The sequence below is a fragment of the Chryseobacterium sp. BGA-UO-ETr-SB22 genome, assembly GCF_059567885.1.
Genome location: NZ_JCAQOV010000003.1, coordinates 88,944 through 104,326, shown reverse-complemented (window position 1 = coordinate 104,326; position 15,383 = coordinate 88,944). Strand labels below are relative to the sequence as shown.

At 36.7% G+C, this 15,383-nt stretch carries 10 protein-coding genes; 4 read left to right on the top strand and 6 right to left on the bottom strand.

Annotation, left to right across the window (positions count from 1 at the left end):
• Positions 1-21: 21 nt before the first annotated feature.
• Positions 22-627, bottom strand: coding sequence for an LURP-one-related/scramblase family protein (locus tag AC57AW_RS02260; protein ID WP_318849008.1), 606 nt, complete (start codon positions 625-627; stop codon positions 22-24).
• Between the two features lie 238 nt (positions 628-865).
• On the opposite strand from AC57AW_RS02260, the gene recR reads away from it, so the two are divergent.
• Positions 866-1,477, top strand: a complete 612-nt coding sequence (gene recR / locus AC57AW_RS02255; protein ID WP_496350686.1) for a recombination mediator RecR — start codon at positions 866-868, stop codon at positions 1,475-1,477.
• Positions 1,473-2,312, top strand: coding sequence for a glycosyltransferase family 2 protein (locus AC57AW_RS02250; RefSeq protein ID WP_496350864.1), 840 nt, complete (start codon positions 1,473-1,475; stop codon positions 2,310-2,312). The genes recR and AC57AW_RS02250 overlap by 5 nt, the downstream gene beginning before the upstream one ends.
• A 51-nt stretch (positions 2,313-2,363) precedes the next feature.
• Here AC57AW_RS02250 and secG read toward each other — a convergent pair whose 3' ends face one another.
• The 3 genes from secG to AC57AW_RS02235 all read right to left on the bottom strand — a co-directional run bounded on the left by secG (position 2,364) and on the right by AC57AW_RS02235 (position 6,248).
• Positions 2,364-2,717, bottom strand: coding sequence for a preprotein translocase subunit SecG (gene secG / locus AC57AW_RS02245; RefSeq protein WP_496350685.1), 354 nt, complete (start codon positions 2,715-2,717; stop codon positions 2,364-2,366).
• A gap of 133 nt (positions 2,718-2,850) precedes the next feature.
• A complete protein-coding gene (locus AC57AW_RS02240; RefSeq protein ID WP_496350684.1) occupies positions 2,851-4,881 on the bottom strand; it encodes a M16 family metallopeptidase in 2,031 nt (676 codons plus the stop codon).
• Between the two features lie 53 nt (positions 4,882-4,934).
• Complete coding sequence (locus AC57AW_RS02235; RefSeq protein ID WP_496350683.1) at positions 4,935-6,248, bottom strand: M16 family metallopeptidase; 1,314 nt, start codon at positions 6,246-6,248, stop codon at positions 4,935-4,937.
• Positions 6,249-6,578: 330 nt separating this feature from the next.
• On the opposite strand from AC57AW_RS02235, the gene AC57AW_RS02230 reads away from it, so the two are divergent.
• Both AC57AW_RS02230 and AC57AW_RS02225 read left to right on the top strand, forming a co-directional pair.
• Positions 6,579-8,909 (top strand): ATP-dependent helicase, encoded by a 2,331-nt coding sequence (locus AC57AW_RS02230; protein WP_496350682.1) that lies wholly within the window; start codon positions 6,579-6,581, stop codon positions 8,907-8,909.
• Between the two features lie 417 nt (positions 8,910-9,326).
• A complete protein-coding gene (locus AC57AW_RS02225) occupies positions 9,327-12,095 on the top strand; it encodes a TonB-dependent receptor plug domain-containing protein (RefSeq protein WP_496350681.1) in 2,769 nt (922 codons plus the stop codon).
• Positions 12,096-12,306: 211 nt separating this feature from the next.
• Here AC57AW_RS02225 and AC57AW_RS02220 read toward each other — a convergent pair whose 3' ends face one another.
• Both AC57AW_RS02220 and AC57AW_RS02215 read right to left on the bottom strand, forming a co-directional pair.
• The gene (locus AC57AW_RS02220; RefSeq protein ID WP_496350680.1) at positions 12,307-14,148 is read right to left on the bottom strand and encodes a carbon starvation CstA family protein; all 1,842 of its coding nucleotides are present in this window, start codon (positions 14,146-14,148) and stop codon (positions 12,307-12,309) included.
• A 194-nt stretch (positions 14,149-14,342) separates the two neighbouring features.
• Positions 14,343-15,365 (bottom strand): alpha/beta hydrolase fold domain-containing protein, encoded by a 1,023-nt coding sequence (locus AC57AW_RS02215; RefSeq protein WP_496350679.1) that lies wholly within the window; start codon positions 15,363-15,365, stop codon positions 14,343-14,345.
• Positions 15,366-15,383: the final 18 nt, after the last annotated feature.

The following is a 15,383-nucleotide window of genomic DNA, read 5'->3' as shown; positions in this document are numbered from 1 at the left end:
TGTTTGTGGTTTTATTATTTTTTACCCTCTTGCTCTTTCAAGAAGTGTCATCATTAGTAAAGAAAGGATTACCAAACTTTCTTCCTCGTCATCAATATCGATCAGTCTGTCCAGCTGAAATCTTCTTCCGAAGAATGAAGGCATTTTTTTTAATTTAAAATAAGCTTTCCCGTCAATACCAGTTACCGTATAGGATGGATTAAGGAAATACCCTGTGAACATACCGATGATAGGAAGTTCTCCTACAAAGCTGTCCCAGAATCTTACCCATGCACTGTCTTCCTGAATTTTAAACTTAGGCTGATCCTGAGCATCCAGAACATCATAGCTTGCTTTCCAGATAGAACGCATTCCTTTTCTGGCTAATCTGCCAAAGTTTTTATTATCAATAAGATCATTCAAAGAATACGAAGCATTGAAATCAATCCATTGATTCGCTTTGATTCTAAAAAGTTCCTTAGACTTGCTTTCATCATTGAAAACGATAACATCTTCTTTCAACTTAAACATTTTCTGACGAACATACGCTACATAATTTCCGTTTCTGTCAGTAATATTGAAGTCACTTGCTAAAGTAGTGATTTTGAATTTGAAATCCAGAGGATAGTTAAGATTGTTAAGTACCATGTCAGTTTATTTTTTTCATATTTAATTTAAGCCGCAAATATAAAGGTTTTTTTAGAGTTCTCGGATATGGGAGAAAATTTAAAATATCATTTTGAGACATTAATTTATTGGTCAATTGTCAATTTTTGCTTCGCAAAGTCAATAGTCAATGATCATTCTATAAAAATTCACAAGCGAAGCGAATTGAGGATTCATTATTCACTATTAATTATCAACTTTAATCCTTATTTTTGTACCTATGGATTACCCAAGTAAAGTATTAGCCAAGGCGGTAGATGAGATTTCGGGATTGCCTGGAATTGGAAGAAAAACGGCTTTGAGGTTAGCACTACATTTATTGAAGCAGCCCAATTCCAGAGCGGTAAGTCTTGGAAGTTCGCTGATTAATCTTGTTAACGAAATAAAATACTGTAAAGAATGTCATAATTTTTCGGATTTTGACATCTGTGAAATATGCAGCAATGAAAAGAGAAATAGCGAACTGATCTGCATTGTTGAAGATGTAAGGGATGTGATTGCTATTGAAAATACCGGGAAATACACTGGAAAATATCTGATCCTTGGAGGGAAAATTTCCCCAATGGAGGGAGTAGGACCCAACCAGTTAAATATTCCAAGTATTGAAAGGAAACTTAATGATGGTAAGGTGAAGGAATTTATTTTCGCATTGAGTGCGACCATGGAAGGAGATACAACAGCGTATTACATTTACAAGAAATTTAAAAGTTCCCATGTGAATTTTTCCAGCATTGCAAGAGGAATTTCAGTAGGAGATGAATTGGAATATGCTGATGAAATTTCTTTAGGAAGATCTATTATCAACAGGCTGCCATACAACGAAAAGGATTAATATGAAGCTGTCCGTTATTATTGTTAATTATAATGTTACCCAACTGCTCAGAAGCTGTCTTTTGTCACTTCAAAAATACATACAAGAGATAGACTATGAAGTGGTTGTCATAGATAATGCTTCTACAGATAATTCCTGGGGAGATCTTATTCCTGAATTTCCGGACGTCCATTTTATATCTTCTGAAATAAACGGCGGTTTTTCAAAAGCGAATAACCAGGCAATTCAGACGGCAAAAGGAGAATATATATTGTTATTGAATCCTGATACAGAATTTGAAGGCTTTTACATGAAAGAACTTCTGGATTTTGCAGATTCTCAGCCTTCTTTCGGATGTCTGGGAGTAAGAATGCATGATGCGGAAGGTAATTTTCTGCCTGAAAGCAAGCGCTCAGTACCGGATATGTTTAATTCTTTTGAAAAGCTGTTTACGAATTTTAAAAAGAATAACTCGAAGTCTTATTACAGAAATGATATTGAAGAAAATGCGGTTGCTGAAATAGAAGTGATGACAGGTGCATTTTTATTGGCTAAAAAAGATGTCTACGAAAAAATAGGAGGGCTGGATGAAGCTTATTTTATGTATGGAGAAGATATTGATCTGTGCTATACGTTCTTAAGAAACGGGTATAAAAACTTCTATTATGGTAAAGTTTCAATTCTTCATCACAAAGGGGAGAGTACAATCAGGAATGAAGTATATCTTAAGAGGTTTTATGGAGCCATGCAGATCTTTATTGATAAATACTATAAAGAATCAAAGCCTGTACAGTATTCATTTTTAAAAGCAGGATTGAAGCTCCGGCATCAGATTGAAAAGATCAAGCTAAAATAAAAAAGCAACTCAATTTGAGTTGCTTTTGTTTTATATAAGATGATATTCTTCTTATTTTGCCGGTGCTACAGGAGCTTTTGCCGGAGTTGTTGTAGAAGAAGCAGGAGCTGACTGTTTTGCAGGAGCTTCTTTCTTCACTGGTTGTTTCTGTGTAGGAGCTACCTGAGAAGGCTTACCTGTGATGACAACGCTTAAAAGGATAAGAACGATGATAGTTCCGCCTAGAGTCCATGTTGCTTTTTCCATGAAATCATTGGTTCTCTGTACTCCAAACTGTGCAGATGATGCACCTCCGAATGTACTAGAAAGGCCTCCTCCTTTTGGGTTTTGTGCCATAACGATAATTACCAATAAAACGCTGGCAACCATAACAAGAACCATCAATAGTGTAAATATAGTATCCATTAATTCTGATATCTTTTTGAATGGGCAAATTTAATCTTTTTTTACTGAATGACAAAAAAAGATGCCGCCAAATGTTGATAAAAATAAAAACGGCAACAATTGTTACCGTTTTTTATATAAAAATAAGGTGTTTTTATTTGAAATCAGAATCTTTGGCCTGGTTGATAAGGTAAGATTTTACCGTCAGGTTAATATCCATTCCGCCCATATTCTGAATGATGGTAAACGGAAGTTTTACTCCGGAAACATCTTTGTAATCTGCATAGCTTGTAGGAATAGATCCTCCTTCTCCAACTTTCACTTCACCTGTCTTAAGGCCTGTTTTTACGCTGTAATAGTAAGTATCTTTAGTTCCTTTTACGACATAAGAATCTTCATTGTTGTACTTTTCGATTCCTGCCAGTTTATATTCTGCACTTTTAGCAAAAATAAGTTCCGGGAAAAGTTCTGGATCTGACATTTCTGCTTTCTGTTTTTCATTAAGTGGCATTTTTTGTCCCTGAGCTTCCATATATCCGTCCTTACCATCAAAAATGATTTTTTGTACAGTATTCCCCATCATCTTCATATCCATTGACATTTTTCCTCCTTTAGCCTGAATAAGTTTCATAGACATATCCATTCCCTGTACTTTTGTAGTAGCATCGGTAGTGATAGAAGTTACTTTCTGAACAGCAGCAAGACCTCCAATTGCATTGATGTATTTATCAGCAATAGATCCGATGGTAACGCTTGCATCTACTTTCTGTGCTGCAGGTTTTGAAACCGGATTAGCCTCTTTATCGAAATATTTTACAGGATATCCTAATTTTTCCAATCCTTCAGCAATATCAGATGCTTTACCTGCAATGAAAATTCTGCTTTGGTTTGGTAGAATCGTAGTCTTTACAGCATTTGCAACATCAGCAGCCGTTACTTTATCAATAGATTTTAAGTAATTGGTATAGAAGTCAGCCGGTAAATCCTGTACTTTTTGGTTTAGTGCAAATCTTGCAATAGTTGCAGGCTGTTCTAAAGACATGATGAAAGATCCTTTCAGCTTAGCTTTAGCATTTGCCAATTCCTCCGGTTTTACAGTAGAAATAGCGTTAAGTTCATTCATGAATTCTTTAACCGCTTTGTCTGTTACCTCATTTCTTACGCTTGCACTTGCAGAGAACTGTGGCGAATATTTGCTTGCCACCATACTTGAATAGGCACCATACGTAAATCCATTCTTTTCTCTAAGGTTCATGAAAAGCCTTGCTTCACCACCACCTCCAAGGATGTAGTTAGCTATTGTTGCAGGGAAGTAATTGGCATCTTTCATTTTCAGCGTGTTCAGGTTGTTTAATGAAACAACAGACTGTACAGCAGAAGGAACATCCACTACATTGATTTCTGTTTTAGCAACATTAGAAGCAGGTTCTAATTGAGCAATAGGAGTGTTTGCTTTTTTCCAGCTATTGAAAGCTTTTTCGATCAATGGTTTCACCTGGTCAAATTTTACGTCTCCAACGATTACTAAATAAGCGTTATCCGGAGCGTAGTATTTTTTATAGGTATTTTGTACATCAGACAGCTGAATTTTGTTGATAGATTCTACCGTTTCAAATTCACCTCTTGAAGTATTTTTTCCATACATCAAAGCAGAAGAAACTCTTCCAGCAATAGAAGATGCATTTTTCTCTTCAGATTTTAATCCCTCTACCGCTCTTTCTTTAGAGTTTTGAATTTCTTCAGCAGAGAATTTAGGATTAATAATTGCATCAGCCATCAGACCTAATACTTCAGGGAAATATTTTGAAAGTGAGTTGGCCGAAGCTCCATTAGAAGAGAAGTTAAGATTAGCACCAAGATAATCTACTTTTTTGTTGAAATCATCTTTGCTGATGTTGGTTGTTCCGTTTTCGAACTGTTCAGCCATGATTTGGCTTACTCCGGTTACGCTTCCTTCATTGTACGGAGCTCTGTCCATAGAAAGGCTTGCGTTTACTCTTGGTAGTTTGTTGTTTTCCACAACCATTACCGTAAGACCATTGCTTAGCTGGAAAGTTTTTGGCTTGGCAATGTTGATTGCAGGAGTAGGTCCCGGTTTCGGCATTGCATTAAGATCTATTTTTTGTGCTGAAACCATTCCTGTAAAGAAAAACGCTGCAGCTATATATGTTAATTGCTTTTTCATTTGTAAAAATTTAATTTTAAATAATCATAGTTTAACCTGAGAAGTTGAAATGATTACTTTTTTTCAGGTACGTAGTTAATGATTATTCTTTGGTTAGAATTAAGATACTTTTTAGCCGCATTTTGAAGATCCTGTCTTGTGATAGCTCTGTAAATGTCGATTTCTTTATTGATCAAATTCGTGTTACCCATCAATACATGATTGGTTGCCAATGAAGCAGCAATTCCCTGAATACTGGAGTTGGCGTTTACAAATTGGTTTTCGTACTGGTTTTGAAGCTTTTGATAGTCTTCTTCAGAAATTAAAGTCGTCTGTACTTTTTTGATTTCAGCATCAATGTCAGCCTGTAAAATCTGTTTCGTCGTCTGTCCCATCGGAATCGCATAGAATGCGAAAATACTGTAGTCTTCAAGACCCTGATTGAAGGCTCCTACCTGAAGCGCTTTCTTTTCTTGGTCAACTAACTTTTTATATAAAACCGAAGATTTACCATTACTTAAATAAGAAGAAAGCATATCTAAAACATAAGCATCCTTTTCTTTGTTAGCAGGTGTTCTGTAAGCAAAAATATAAGCTGGAAGCTGAATGTTCGGGTCTGTAGCAGTTACTTCTTTTTCCTGAGTGATAGGAGCGTCTTTCGGGAAATCTTTTGGATATAATGTCCCTTTTGGAATTCCTCCGTAATAGGTTTCGATCCATTTTTTAGTCTGCTCTGGTTTGATGTCTCCTGCAACTACCAAAGTAGCATTATTTGGAACATAAAACTTTTTATAAAATGCCTGGAATTCTTCTAATTTAGCAGAATTCAAATCTTCCATAGAACCAATTGTTGGCCAGTTGTATGGGTGATTTGTAAATAAATTTTTCTGAATAGTTGTGAAAAGATTTCCATAAGGCTGGTTATCCATTCTCAATCTTTTTTCTTCTTTTACAACCTCTCTCTGTGTATCCACACCAATCTGGTTGATGACAGCATTACGCATTCTTTCAGCCTCCATCCAAAGTCCAAGCTGTTCGTTGTTGGAAGGGAATGTTTCGTAGTAATACGTTCTGTCATTGGTAGTGTTGGCGTTGTTCTCACCCCCGTTTGAAGAAACAATTTTGAACCATTCTCCTCTTTTGATATTAGGAGTTCCTTCGAATAAGAGGTGTTCAAAGAAGTGAGCAAAACCTGTTCTGCCTTTTACTTCATCTTTTGCACCTACGTGGTACATTACACCTGTTGTTACAACCGGAGCAGAATTATCCTGATGAAGAATTACGTGAAGACCATTGGGAAGGTCATACTCTTCGAATTTGATTTGCTGTGCATTCAGCATTAGCCCGAAGAAAGCTACGGCAGCAGCAGAAAGAAGTCGCTTTTTCATAAAATTTAGAAATTGTTTATCAATTAGTGTGAAAAGTGAATTAAATGTTACAAACTGTATAGAAATAGATATATAAATCTGAGTAAAGTGATTGGCGAATTCACTTCGTTTGTCAATTTTTACAGGTTTCGAGGTACATGTTTCGGGGTGATGAATATAAAATTCTTTTTGGACAAATTTTGAATGTATAATCAACTTATCCACCTTTTATCTGTGAAAGAAATTGACCATTCACTATTCACTTGCGAAGCAAAATTTCTAACTTCTCTACGAAAGTTTGAATTCTCCTCTGAATACATTAATTTTGTACTTCCAAATTTTTTTTGCTGTATGGACTATTTGAAAGGACTTAATGAATCACAATATGAAGCCGTTACCTCTTTACAAGGACCTCTGATGGTGCTTGCAGGAGCTGGTTCCGGGAAAACGCGTGTACTTACCATGCGTATTGCCCATTTAATTTACAATGGAATAGACCCTTTCAATATCCTTGCACTTACTTTTACCAATAAAGCAGCACGTGAAATGAAAGACCGTATTGCAAAGGTCGTAGGAGACAGCAATGCAAGAAGCCTTTGGATGGGAACTTTTCACTCTGTTTTTGCACGAATTTTAAGAATTGAGGGACATTACCTTGGGTATCCTTCCAATTTTACCATTTATGATCAGCAGGATGCACTGAATGTGATCAGAAAAGTTCTGAAGGATATGAATATTGATGCAGACCTTTATAAACCTAAAAAAGTTCAGGCAAGAATTTCAACCTATAAAAATAACCTGATTACAGTAAAAGCTTATTTCAACAATCCGGAACTTATGGAAGCGGATGAAAAAGCAAATATGAAGTTCATCGGGCAGATTTATCAGAAATATGTCGATCAGTGTTTCAGAAACGGCGCTATGGATTTTGATGACCTGTTGTTGAAGACCAATGAGCTGCTGACCCGTTTCCCTGAAGTGCTTGCAAAATACCAGGATAGGTTCAGATATATCATGGTAGATGAGTACCAGGATACCAACCACTCTCAGTATCTGATTGTAAAAGCATTAGCTTCAAAATTTGAGAATATCTGTGTGGTAGGGGATGATGCCCAGTCTATTTATTCCTTCCGTGGGGCTAATATCTATAACATCTTAAACTTTAAAAAAGACTATACAGATGCTAAGACAGTATCTCTGGAGCAGAATTACCGCTCTACACAGAATATTGTAAATGCTGCCAATGTAGTTATTTCAAAAAACTTACAGCAGTTTAAGAAAAATGTATTCAGTGATAATGAAGAGGGGGATAAGATCAAAATATACAGATCTCTTTCCGATGCTGATGAAGCCAATTTTGTTGCCGGAAATATCTGGGAATTGCGTAACCGCGACCAGAGAAAGTACAGTGATTTTGCCATTTTATACAGAACAAACTCACAGACGCGTGCCTTTGAAGATGCGCTGAGACGTAAAAATATTCCGTATAAAGTATATGGAGGGCTTTCTTTCTATCAAAGAAAAGAGGTCAAAGACCTTATTGGTTATCTGCGTCTTCTGATCAATGAAAATGATTCTGAAGCGTTGATGAGGATTATCAATTATCCTACAAGAGGAATCGGAGAAACAACGCAGAATAAATTAATTGTTTTTGCAGACGCTCATAATATTGCGGTTTCAAAAATTTTGGATAATCTTCCGATGTACGCACCACAATTAGGGTTGAACAACGGAGTTTTAAACAAACTGAATGACTTCTGGTCTATGATAAAAGCTTTTCAGGTATTACTGAAAACAGAAACGGCTTACAGTGTTGCTATGGAAGTGGCAAAACGAAGCGGCTTGATTAAGTTTTTAAAAGATGACCAGACTCCTGAAGGGATTTCCAGAGTAGAAAACGTTCAGGAATTGATGAACTCTATGCAAGGGTTCATTGAAGAACAGATACAGCTGGAAGACGGAGATCCGAGTCTTTCCAATTTCCTTGAAAATATTGCACTTTCTGCAGATACTCAGGATAAAACTCTGGAAGAGGATATGGTTTCATTGATGACCATTCACCTTTCAAAAGGATTGGAATTTCCAGTAGTTCATTTGGTAGGACTTGAAGAAAATCTTTTCCCAAGCTTTATGAGTTCTGCCACCAGAGAAGATCTGGAAGAAGAGAGAAGACTATTTTATGTAGCATTGACGAGAGCGGAGAAACAGGTCTTCTTCTCTTATGCTGTTTCCCGTTTTCAATGGGGAAAAATTACGGATGCAGAGCCTTCAAGATTTTTAAGTGAAATTGATGATGAATATATTGAATTCCTTAATCCGGCTCTTGAAAAAAGATTTATCAATAATTCAGGGGTAAGGTCTAATATTTTTGATGAACATCCTTCTGAAATGAAATCTTTCAAAAAGGTTGAAAAAAAGAGTATTGATAGAGGTGATGCTTCAAAACCGGCTCAGGAAGTAAGAAAACTAAAACCTGTAAGCACTGCTAAAATTATTAACCCAAGCGGAGCTTCTTCGCAGGATATTGAAGTAGGAGATAAAGTGAGACATGACCGTTTCGGAATTGGAGAAGTTAGTTTCCTGGATGGAACAGATCCTCAGAATATCAAAGCAAAGGTTATTTTCATCCATGAAGGAGAGAAAAACCTAATCCTGAAATATGCTAAACTGACTAAGATTTAAATCAGAATAATATAAGATCAAGTAAACGGATTCAAAATTTGGATTCGTTTTTTTTTATTTTTTAAACACAAAGTTCGCAATGTAAATATCACGTTGTGTTTATTTTTTCGATCGCAAAGGTGTTTTACTTAGTGCGAAATTTTCTCTGCTGAACGAAGTGCCCTTGCGAACGTAAGAATAATAAGCTTGCAAATTACCTTTGCGATCATTGCGTTTTCCACATCCATTTTAAATTTTAACTTCTATAAAACAATGATTTTTATGGGAATGTTCTTAAATTATCATAACTTTAAATAGGGATAGAAAGAAACGATAAACATTTTTTATAAAAACAAAGTCTATTGATTTTGTGGACTAATAAATATATTTTACATTTGCAGCTTGTAAAAACATAAATGTTCAATCAAATTAAACTATATGAGAAATAAAAAAACTATTCTTTCGGCCTCTGTTTTATTTTTTCTTGGAGTATACACTTACGGACAGGAAAAAGACAGCATAAAAACAAATAAAGACAGCATAAAAACTAATAATGTAGAAGAAGTCGTGGTACTGGGTTCAAGAGCTGGAGCCAGATCTAAGACAGACAGCCCGGTTCCTGTAGATGTATTTAATGTGAAAGAATCTTCATTAATTCTTCCACAAACAAATATTGGACAAATCCTGAATGCAGTAGCACCTTCATTTACTTCTACCGTTCAGACCAATTCAGACGGAACAGACCATTTGGATCCTGCTCAGCTGAGAGGTCTAGGGCCAGATCAAGTACTGGTTTTAGTTAATGGAAAAAGAAGACATACTTCAGCATTAGTGAATGTAAACGGAACACCCGGAAGAGGGACTGTAGGAACGGATTTAAATGCTATTCCTTCTTTTGCATTAAACAGGATTGAAGTACTAAGAGACGGAGCTGCTGCACAATATGGATCTGATGCCATTGCCGGAGTCATCAATCTTGATCTGAAAAGAGATACAGGAAAACTGGCAGGACAAATCAGCTATGGGGGGAATTTAACACCAACAGCTAATGACCATACCGGAGATTTTGACGGACAGAATATTCAGCTGGATTTGAACTATGGTAATAAAATCGGAACTAAAGGAGGTTTCTTTAATATTACCTGGTCTTCACAGTTCAGAAACCCAACCTATAGAGCCGGAACAGAGAACGGACCTATTTATAATGCTTATAACGCAATAGAACAAAGGGCATTAAATGACGGAGTGAATCTTTCTTCTCTTTTTACGAACATAAATAATACTCCAAATTCGCAACAACTTGTGAATTATATTCATCAGTATGCTCAGAATGTAAACTACTTTTCTCAGGATCTGCAAAATTCAATTCAGGGAGCTACTACCATTTCAGGATTACAAAATGTGTTGAAATCTGCCAATTTTAGCAGAGATCAGCTTAATTATTTTACTGATCAGGAATTAGCGTACAGAGGACAGTCTAGAAAAGACTTCAATATGCAGGTAGGCCAGTCTAAACTGAATAATCATCAGCTTTTTATAAATGCTGAACTGCCAATCAATGACAATTGGAAAGTGTACACTTTCGGAGGGTATAGTTTAAGACACGGAACTTCAGGAGGATTTTACAGAAGACCAAGTGAAAGCAGAACTTTTACAGGATTATACTCTAGTGGCTACCTTCCACAGATTGGAACAGATATTCAGGATATTTCACTGGCTGCAGGAATCAAAGGGAAATGGGAAGGCTGGAATATTGATTTCAGTAATACATACGGGCAGAATTCGTTTACCTATAATATTCAAAACACGGGAAATACTTCCTTACGTTTTGCTTCACCAAGAGAATTTAATGCCGGAGGACTGCGATTTTCTCAAAACACCATCAATTTAGATTTCTCTAAAAAATATGATGTGTGGGAAGGGGTCAATGTCGCTTTCGGAGCAGAGCACCGCTATGAGAATTTTAAAATTACTCAGGGTGAAGAAGCTTCCTATGCAACTTATGATGTTTCCGGAAATGTATGGAACGGAAACTCTGTAAGACCTACTGATTTCTTTGGAGCGGCTCTTCCGGGAGGATCACAGGTATTCAACGGGTTTAAGCCTGAGAATGCTGTGGATAAAAACAGACAGTCGGTAGCAGCTTATGCAGATGTAGAATTTAATTTCACCAACTGGTTGTTGGTAGAAGCGGCAGCGAGATATGAAAATTATTCCGATTTCGGATCTACATTCAATTATAAATTAGCTTCAAGAATCAAGGTAGCCCCTAATTTCAATGTGAGATTGGCAGGTTCTACAGGATTCAGAGCACCTTCTATCCACCAGATTTATTATAATGTAACGTCTACATTATTTACGAATAATCAACTTTTGGAAGTAGGAACCTTTAGTAATGATTCCCAGCTGGCAGGACTGCTGGATATGCCAAAACTGAAGCAGGAAACTTCCAAATCAGGAAGTGTAGGATTTACTTACAGAATTCCTTCAGCAGGGCTTAGCTTTACAGCAGACGGATATTTTACGAGAATAGATAACCGTATCATTCTTACAGACCAGTTTTTAAGAGCAAACGTTCCTCAGAAAGCACAGGAAGCCTATGATCAATTAGGAATTAATGCGGCACAGTTCTTTACCAACGCCATTGATACGGAAACAAAAGGATTGGATGTAGTGATTTCCCATAATGCGAGATTTTCAGGATTTAAGCTTGATAATAGCTTTGCCATTAATCTTAATAGAACCAAACAGGTTGGAGATATTCACTCTGCAGGACTTTTACAGTCACCGCAGTTGGAGAAAGTATATTTTTCTGAAAAATCAAGAGTGTATCTGGAAGAAGCTGTACCTAGAGTGAAAGCCAGCCTTTCGCATACTCTTTCCTGGAAGGATGCTACGTTCTATCTGAGAAATACCTATTTCGGAAAAGTAACAGGTGCTGATATTATTGATGTGAACGGAGACGGGATCATAGATTTTAATGAACACCAGCAGATTGGAGATAAAATCATTACCGATATATCCGCTGCTTACCAGTTTACAAAAAATGTAGGATTGACATTAGGTGTGAACAATTTGTTTGATATTTATCCAACGAAAAACCTTGCTGCCTCTACGAATAACGACCAGTTTATCTATTCACGTTCTACCTCACAGTTTGGACAGAATGGAAGGTATGTTTTCGCAAGACTTAATTTCAATTTTTAAATAAAACAAAAGATAATGCTTATAAAAAAACAGTTCAGAATTTCTGAACTGTTTTTATAAACTTTTATTTTTGAACCATTAAGATTTAATAAGAGTTTAAGAGTATTAAGATAAGCTTAGCTTTAAGCTTAAAAATCAGAATGATTCATCTTAACTATACTTTATTTTTTAAATCCATTCTTGATGGTTTTAAATTTATAGAATGTGAATTTTATCTTTCTACCAGTTCCTTCACAGGTTCTCCATAATGATCAATCACTGTTTTGTTGATCTGAAGCAGTTGATACCATTTTCTGAAAGCTCCTATAAATACAATAAGCATCAGAATCATTGCTGTTGCCGCTAATGCCGCCAGTAAGTACTGTCCTTTTGGAATATAGATGGCAGTCACCTGAATATATCCGGCCCAGAAGGTAATGATGGCCATGAAAACTCCGGGAATGGCCGAGCATAAAGCATATTTTCCCCTGTTCATCCTTATCAGCATCGTTGTACAGACAATAAGTCCGCAGGCAGCCAGCAGCTGATTACTGATCCCGAATAACGGCCAGATGCTGTTTACATTTCCGGTATACACCAGATATCCCCAGGCAAAAGTGAAAAGAAGACTGCTGATAATAATTCCCGGGATCCAGTTTTTATCATTGAATTTTGGAACTACAGAACCCAGCATTTCCTGTAAGAAAAAACGTCCCACTCTTGTTCCTGCGTCAATGGCAGTAAGAATAAATACCGCTTCAAACATAATCGCAAAATTATACCAGTAAGCAGTCAGCTGATCCATATAAGGGATTTTGTTGAAGATATGAGCCATTCCCACAGCCAGTGATACCGCACCTCCGGTTCTGCCATAGAGATCAATCCCTATTTTCTGTGAATAATAATCTATATCTACACCATGTAAAGAAGGGTGGGTTGCTAAAAATGAATCATAAGCTTCCTTAGGGGTGTTGATCGCAAAATAATCACCCGGCATCAGCGTACAAGCTGCGATAAGTGCCATCAATGCTACAAAACCTTCTACAAGCATTGCCCCATATCCAACGAAAAGAATTTCTCTTTCTTTATTAAGCATTTTCGGAGTTGTTCCCGTAGCAATCACAGCATGGAAACCCGAAATAGCTCCACAGGCAATCACGATAAAAATAAAAGGAAGTACAGGTCCGCCGATGATAGGCCCTCCACCATTGACAAAAGCTGTGATAGCAGGCATCTGTATGGTAGGATGAATCACAATGACCCCAATAGCCAGCATGATAATAGTTCCAATCTTTAAATAAGTAGAAAGATAATCTCTTGGAACCAAAAGCAACCAAACCGGTAACACAGAAGCAATAAAGCCATACAAAGGAATCGCGATAGAAATGGTTTTAATATCCCAGGAAAACAAATTATTCATCGTAGGATTCTGCATCAGACTGTGGCCTCCGATGATCCCGGCAATCAGAAGAATACCACCTAAAATACTGGCAAACAAAACACTGTTCTTTTTATAACGCATAATCAGTCCCATGATGATGGCAATGGGCATGGTAATGATTACGGTAAAAAGAGACCATGAAGCTTCATGCATCGCATTGATACACGCCAGTGATAAACCTGCCAGCGTAAGAATCAGAATGAAAAGGATGGCAAAACCTGCCACAGTTCCAGTAGCTTTTCCGATTTCTTTGGAAGCAATGGTCGCGAGGCTTTGACCTTTGTGTCTCACAGAAGCAAAGAGTACAACCATGTCATGAACTCCGCCTCCCAATACACAGCCGATCAGAATCCATAATGCGCCCGGAAGATATCCAAACTGAGCAGCAAGAACAGGTCCTACTAATGGCCCGGCAGCCGCAATTGCAGCAAAATGATGTCCGAAAAGTACATTTTTATTAGTAGCGACATAATCTTTACCATCTGCAAATTCTACTGCAGGGGTCATATTCTGGTCATTAAGCCTGAGAACTTTATTGGCAATAAAAATACCATAAATACGGTAAGCTATCGCAAAAATAAGAACAGATGCAAATATGAGCGTCAGCGCATTAATATTATTCAAAGAATCCATATTGCGTATTTTTTTTAATGAATGATTAATTTATTGTTTGTTTTGTTAAAAATAATTTAAACAATAGCCAAGGTAATTAATTTTCACTTAAAAAATATTGATATGTATATCAATCTAGCATATTTATCCGTTAAATTTTATTTATATTATTGATTTTAAATTATTTAAATTTATTTTAATCAGTAGTATGTATATTATTTCCTCTGAGAAATAATGAAGTCCACCATTTGATCGGTCATCTGATCTAATACAGTTTTATCTGTAGTCCCAAAGCCATGTACTCCGCCATCAATCACAACCAAAGAGTTCTGCACTTTTGCTCTGTTGAGTTTTCTGTGAAGTTTTTTAGATTGGCTCATAGGAACTACTTTATCCTTATCTCCCTGTACAATGAGAGTGGGAACTCCGCCTGAAACAAAATTTACTGGTGAAATGGTTTTAAAATACTGGATGATTCTCTCCTGGTCTTTATTGATATCATATCCGGAAAGTCCTTTTACAAGATTCTGCTGAAGACTGATGATCTTTTTTGAGATCAGACCGATCATAAAAACCGGAATAGTGCCAGCTTTAGTATGAAACAGAGAATTAAGATCTGCTGGGCCATAATGGTCAATCACATAATTTACTTTAGAAGAATATGAGGACAGTTCAGGATTTCCGATAAATGTATTGTCTTCAGTGTATGCTGCCAATAAAGAAAGATGTGCGCCAGCAGAGGCTCCAAACAACCCGATATTATTGGTGTCAAGTTTATATTGGTCAGCATTTTTTCTAACCCATCTTACAGCGTCTTTGGTGTCCTCCAGCGGCAGTGGGAAATGAGTGCTGTCGTTCAGAAGGGTGTAATCAATACTGATGACGGCATATTGCTTTGCCATCAGTTTTACAATGGTTGTTTCCAGATAATTGTCTGCGTGTACTGTTTTATCACCTTCTACCCATCCGCCTCCATGAACGTAAATCAATACCGGGAGTTTTTCTGTTGTTGCATTTTTAGGAGTGTACAGATCCAGAGCAAGAGGTTTTCCCTTTCTGTTGGTCTTGTAGACTATGTTTTCAGAAACCGTTGCAATTTCGGGGAGTAAAGTACTTTTTACAGGTTCTTTTTTTATTGACTCTTGTGAAAAACCTAAAGTAAAAAGACTTAAAAATAAAACAAAAAACAGGTTTGTGAAAAACCTGTTGATTGATATGTCGTTTATGGATGATTTCATAATAAATTTTTTAGAGGG

Coding starts and splice junctions, on each gene's coding strand:
- secG (WP_496350685.1), bottom strand. CDS start 2,717: ATGGATACTATATTTACACTATTGATGGTTCTTGTTATGGTTGCCAGC.
- AC57AW_RS02230 (WP_496350682.1), top strand. CDS start 6,579: ATGGACTATTTGAAAGGACTTAATGAATCACAATATGAAGCCGTTACC.
- recR (WP_496350686.1), top strand. CDS start 866: ATGGATTACCCAAGTAAAGTATTAGCCAAGGCGGTAGATGAGATTTCG.
- AC57AW_RS02260 (WP_318849008.1), bottom strand. CDS start 627: ATGGTACTTAACAATCTTAACTATCCTCTGGATTTCAAATTCAAAATC.
- AC57AW_RS02240 (WP_496350684.1), bottom strand. CDS start 4,881: ATGAAAAAGCAATTAACATATATAGCTGCAGCGTTTTTCTTTACAGGA.
- AC57AW_RS02215 (WP_496350679.1), bottom strand. CDS start 15,365: ATGAAATCATCCATAAACGACATATCAATCAACAGGTTTTTCACAAAC.
- AC57AW_RS02225 (WP_496350681.1), top strand. CDS start 9,327: ATGAGAAATAAAAAAACTATTCTTTCGGCCTCTGTTTTATTTTTTCTT.
- AC57AW_RS02220 (WP_496350680.1), bottom strand. CDS start 14,148: ATGGATTCTTTGAATAATATTAATGCGCTGACGCTCATATTTGCATCT.
- AC57AW_RS02235 (WP_496350683.1), bottom strand. CDS start 6,248: ATGAAAAAGCGACTTCTTTCTGCTGCTGCCGTAGCTTTCTTCGGGCTA.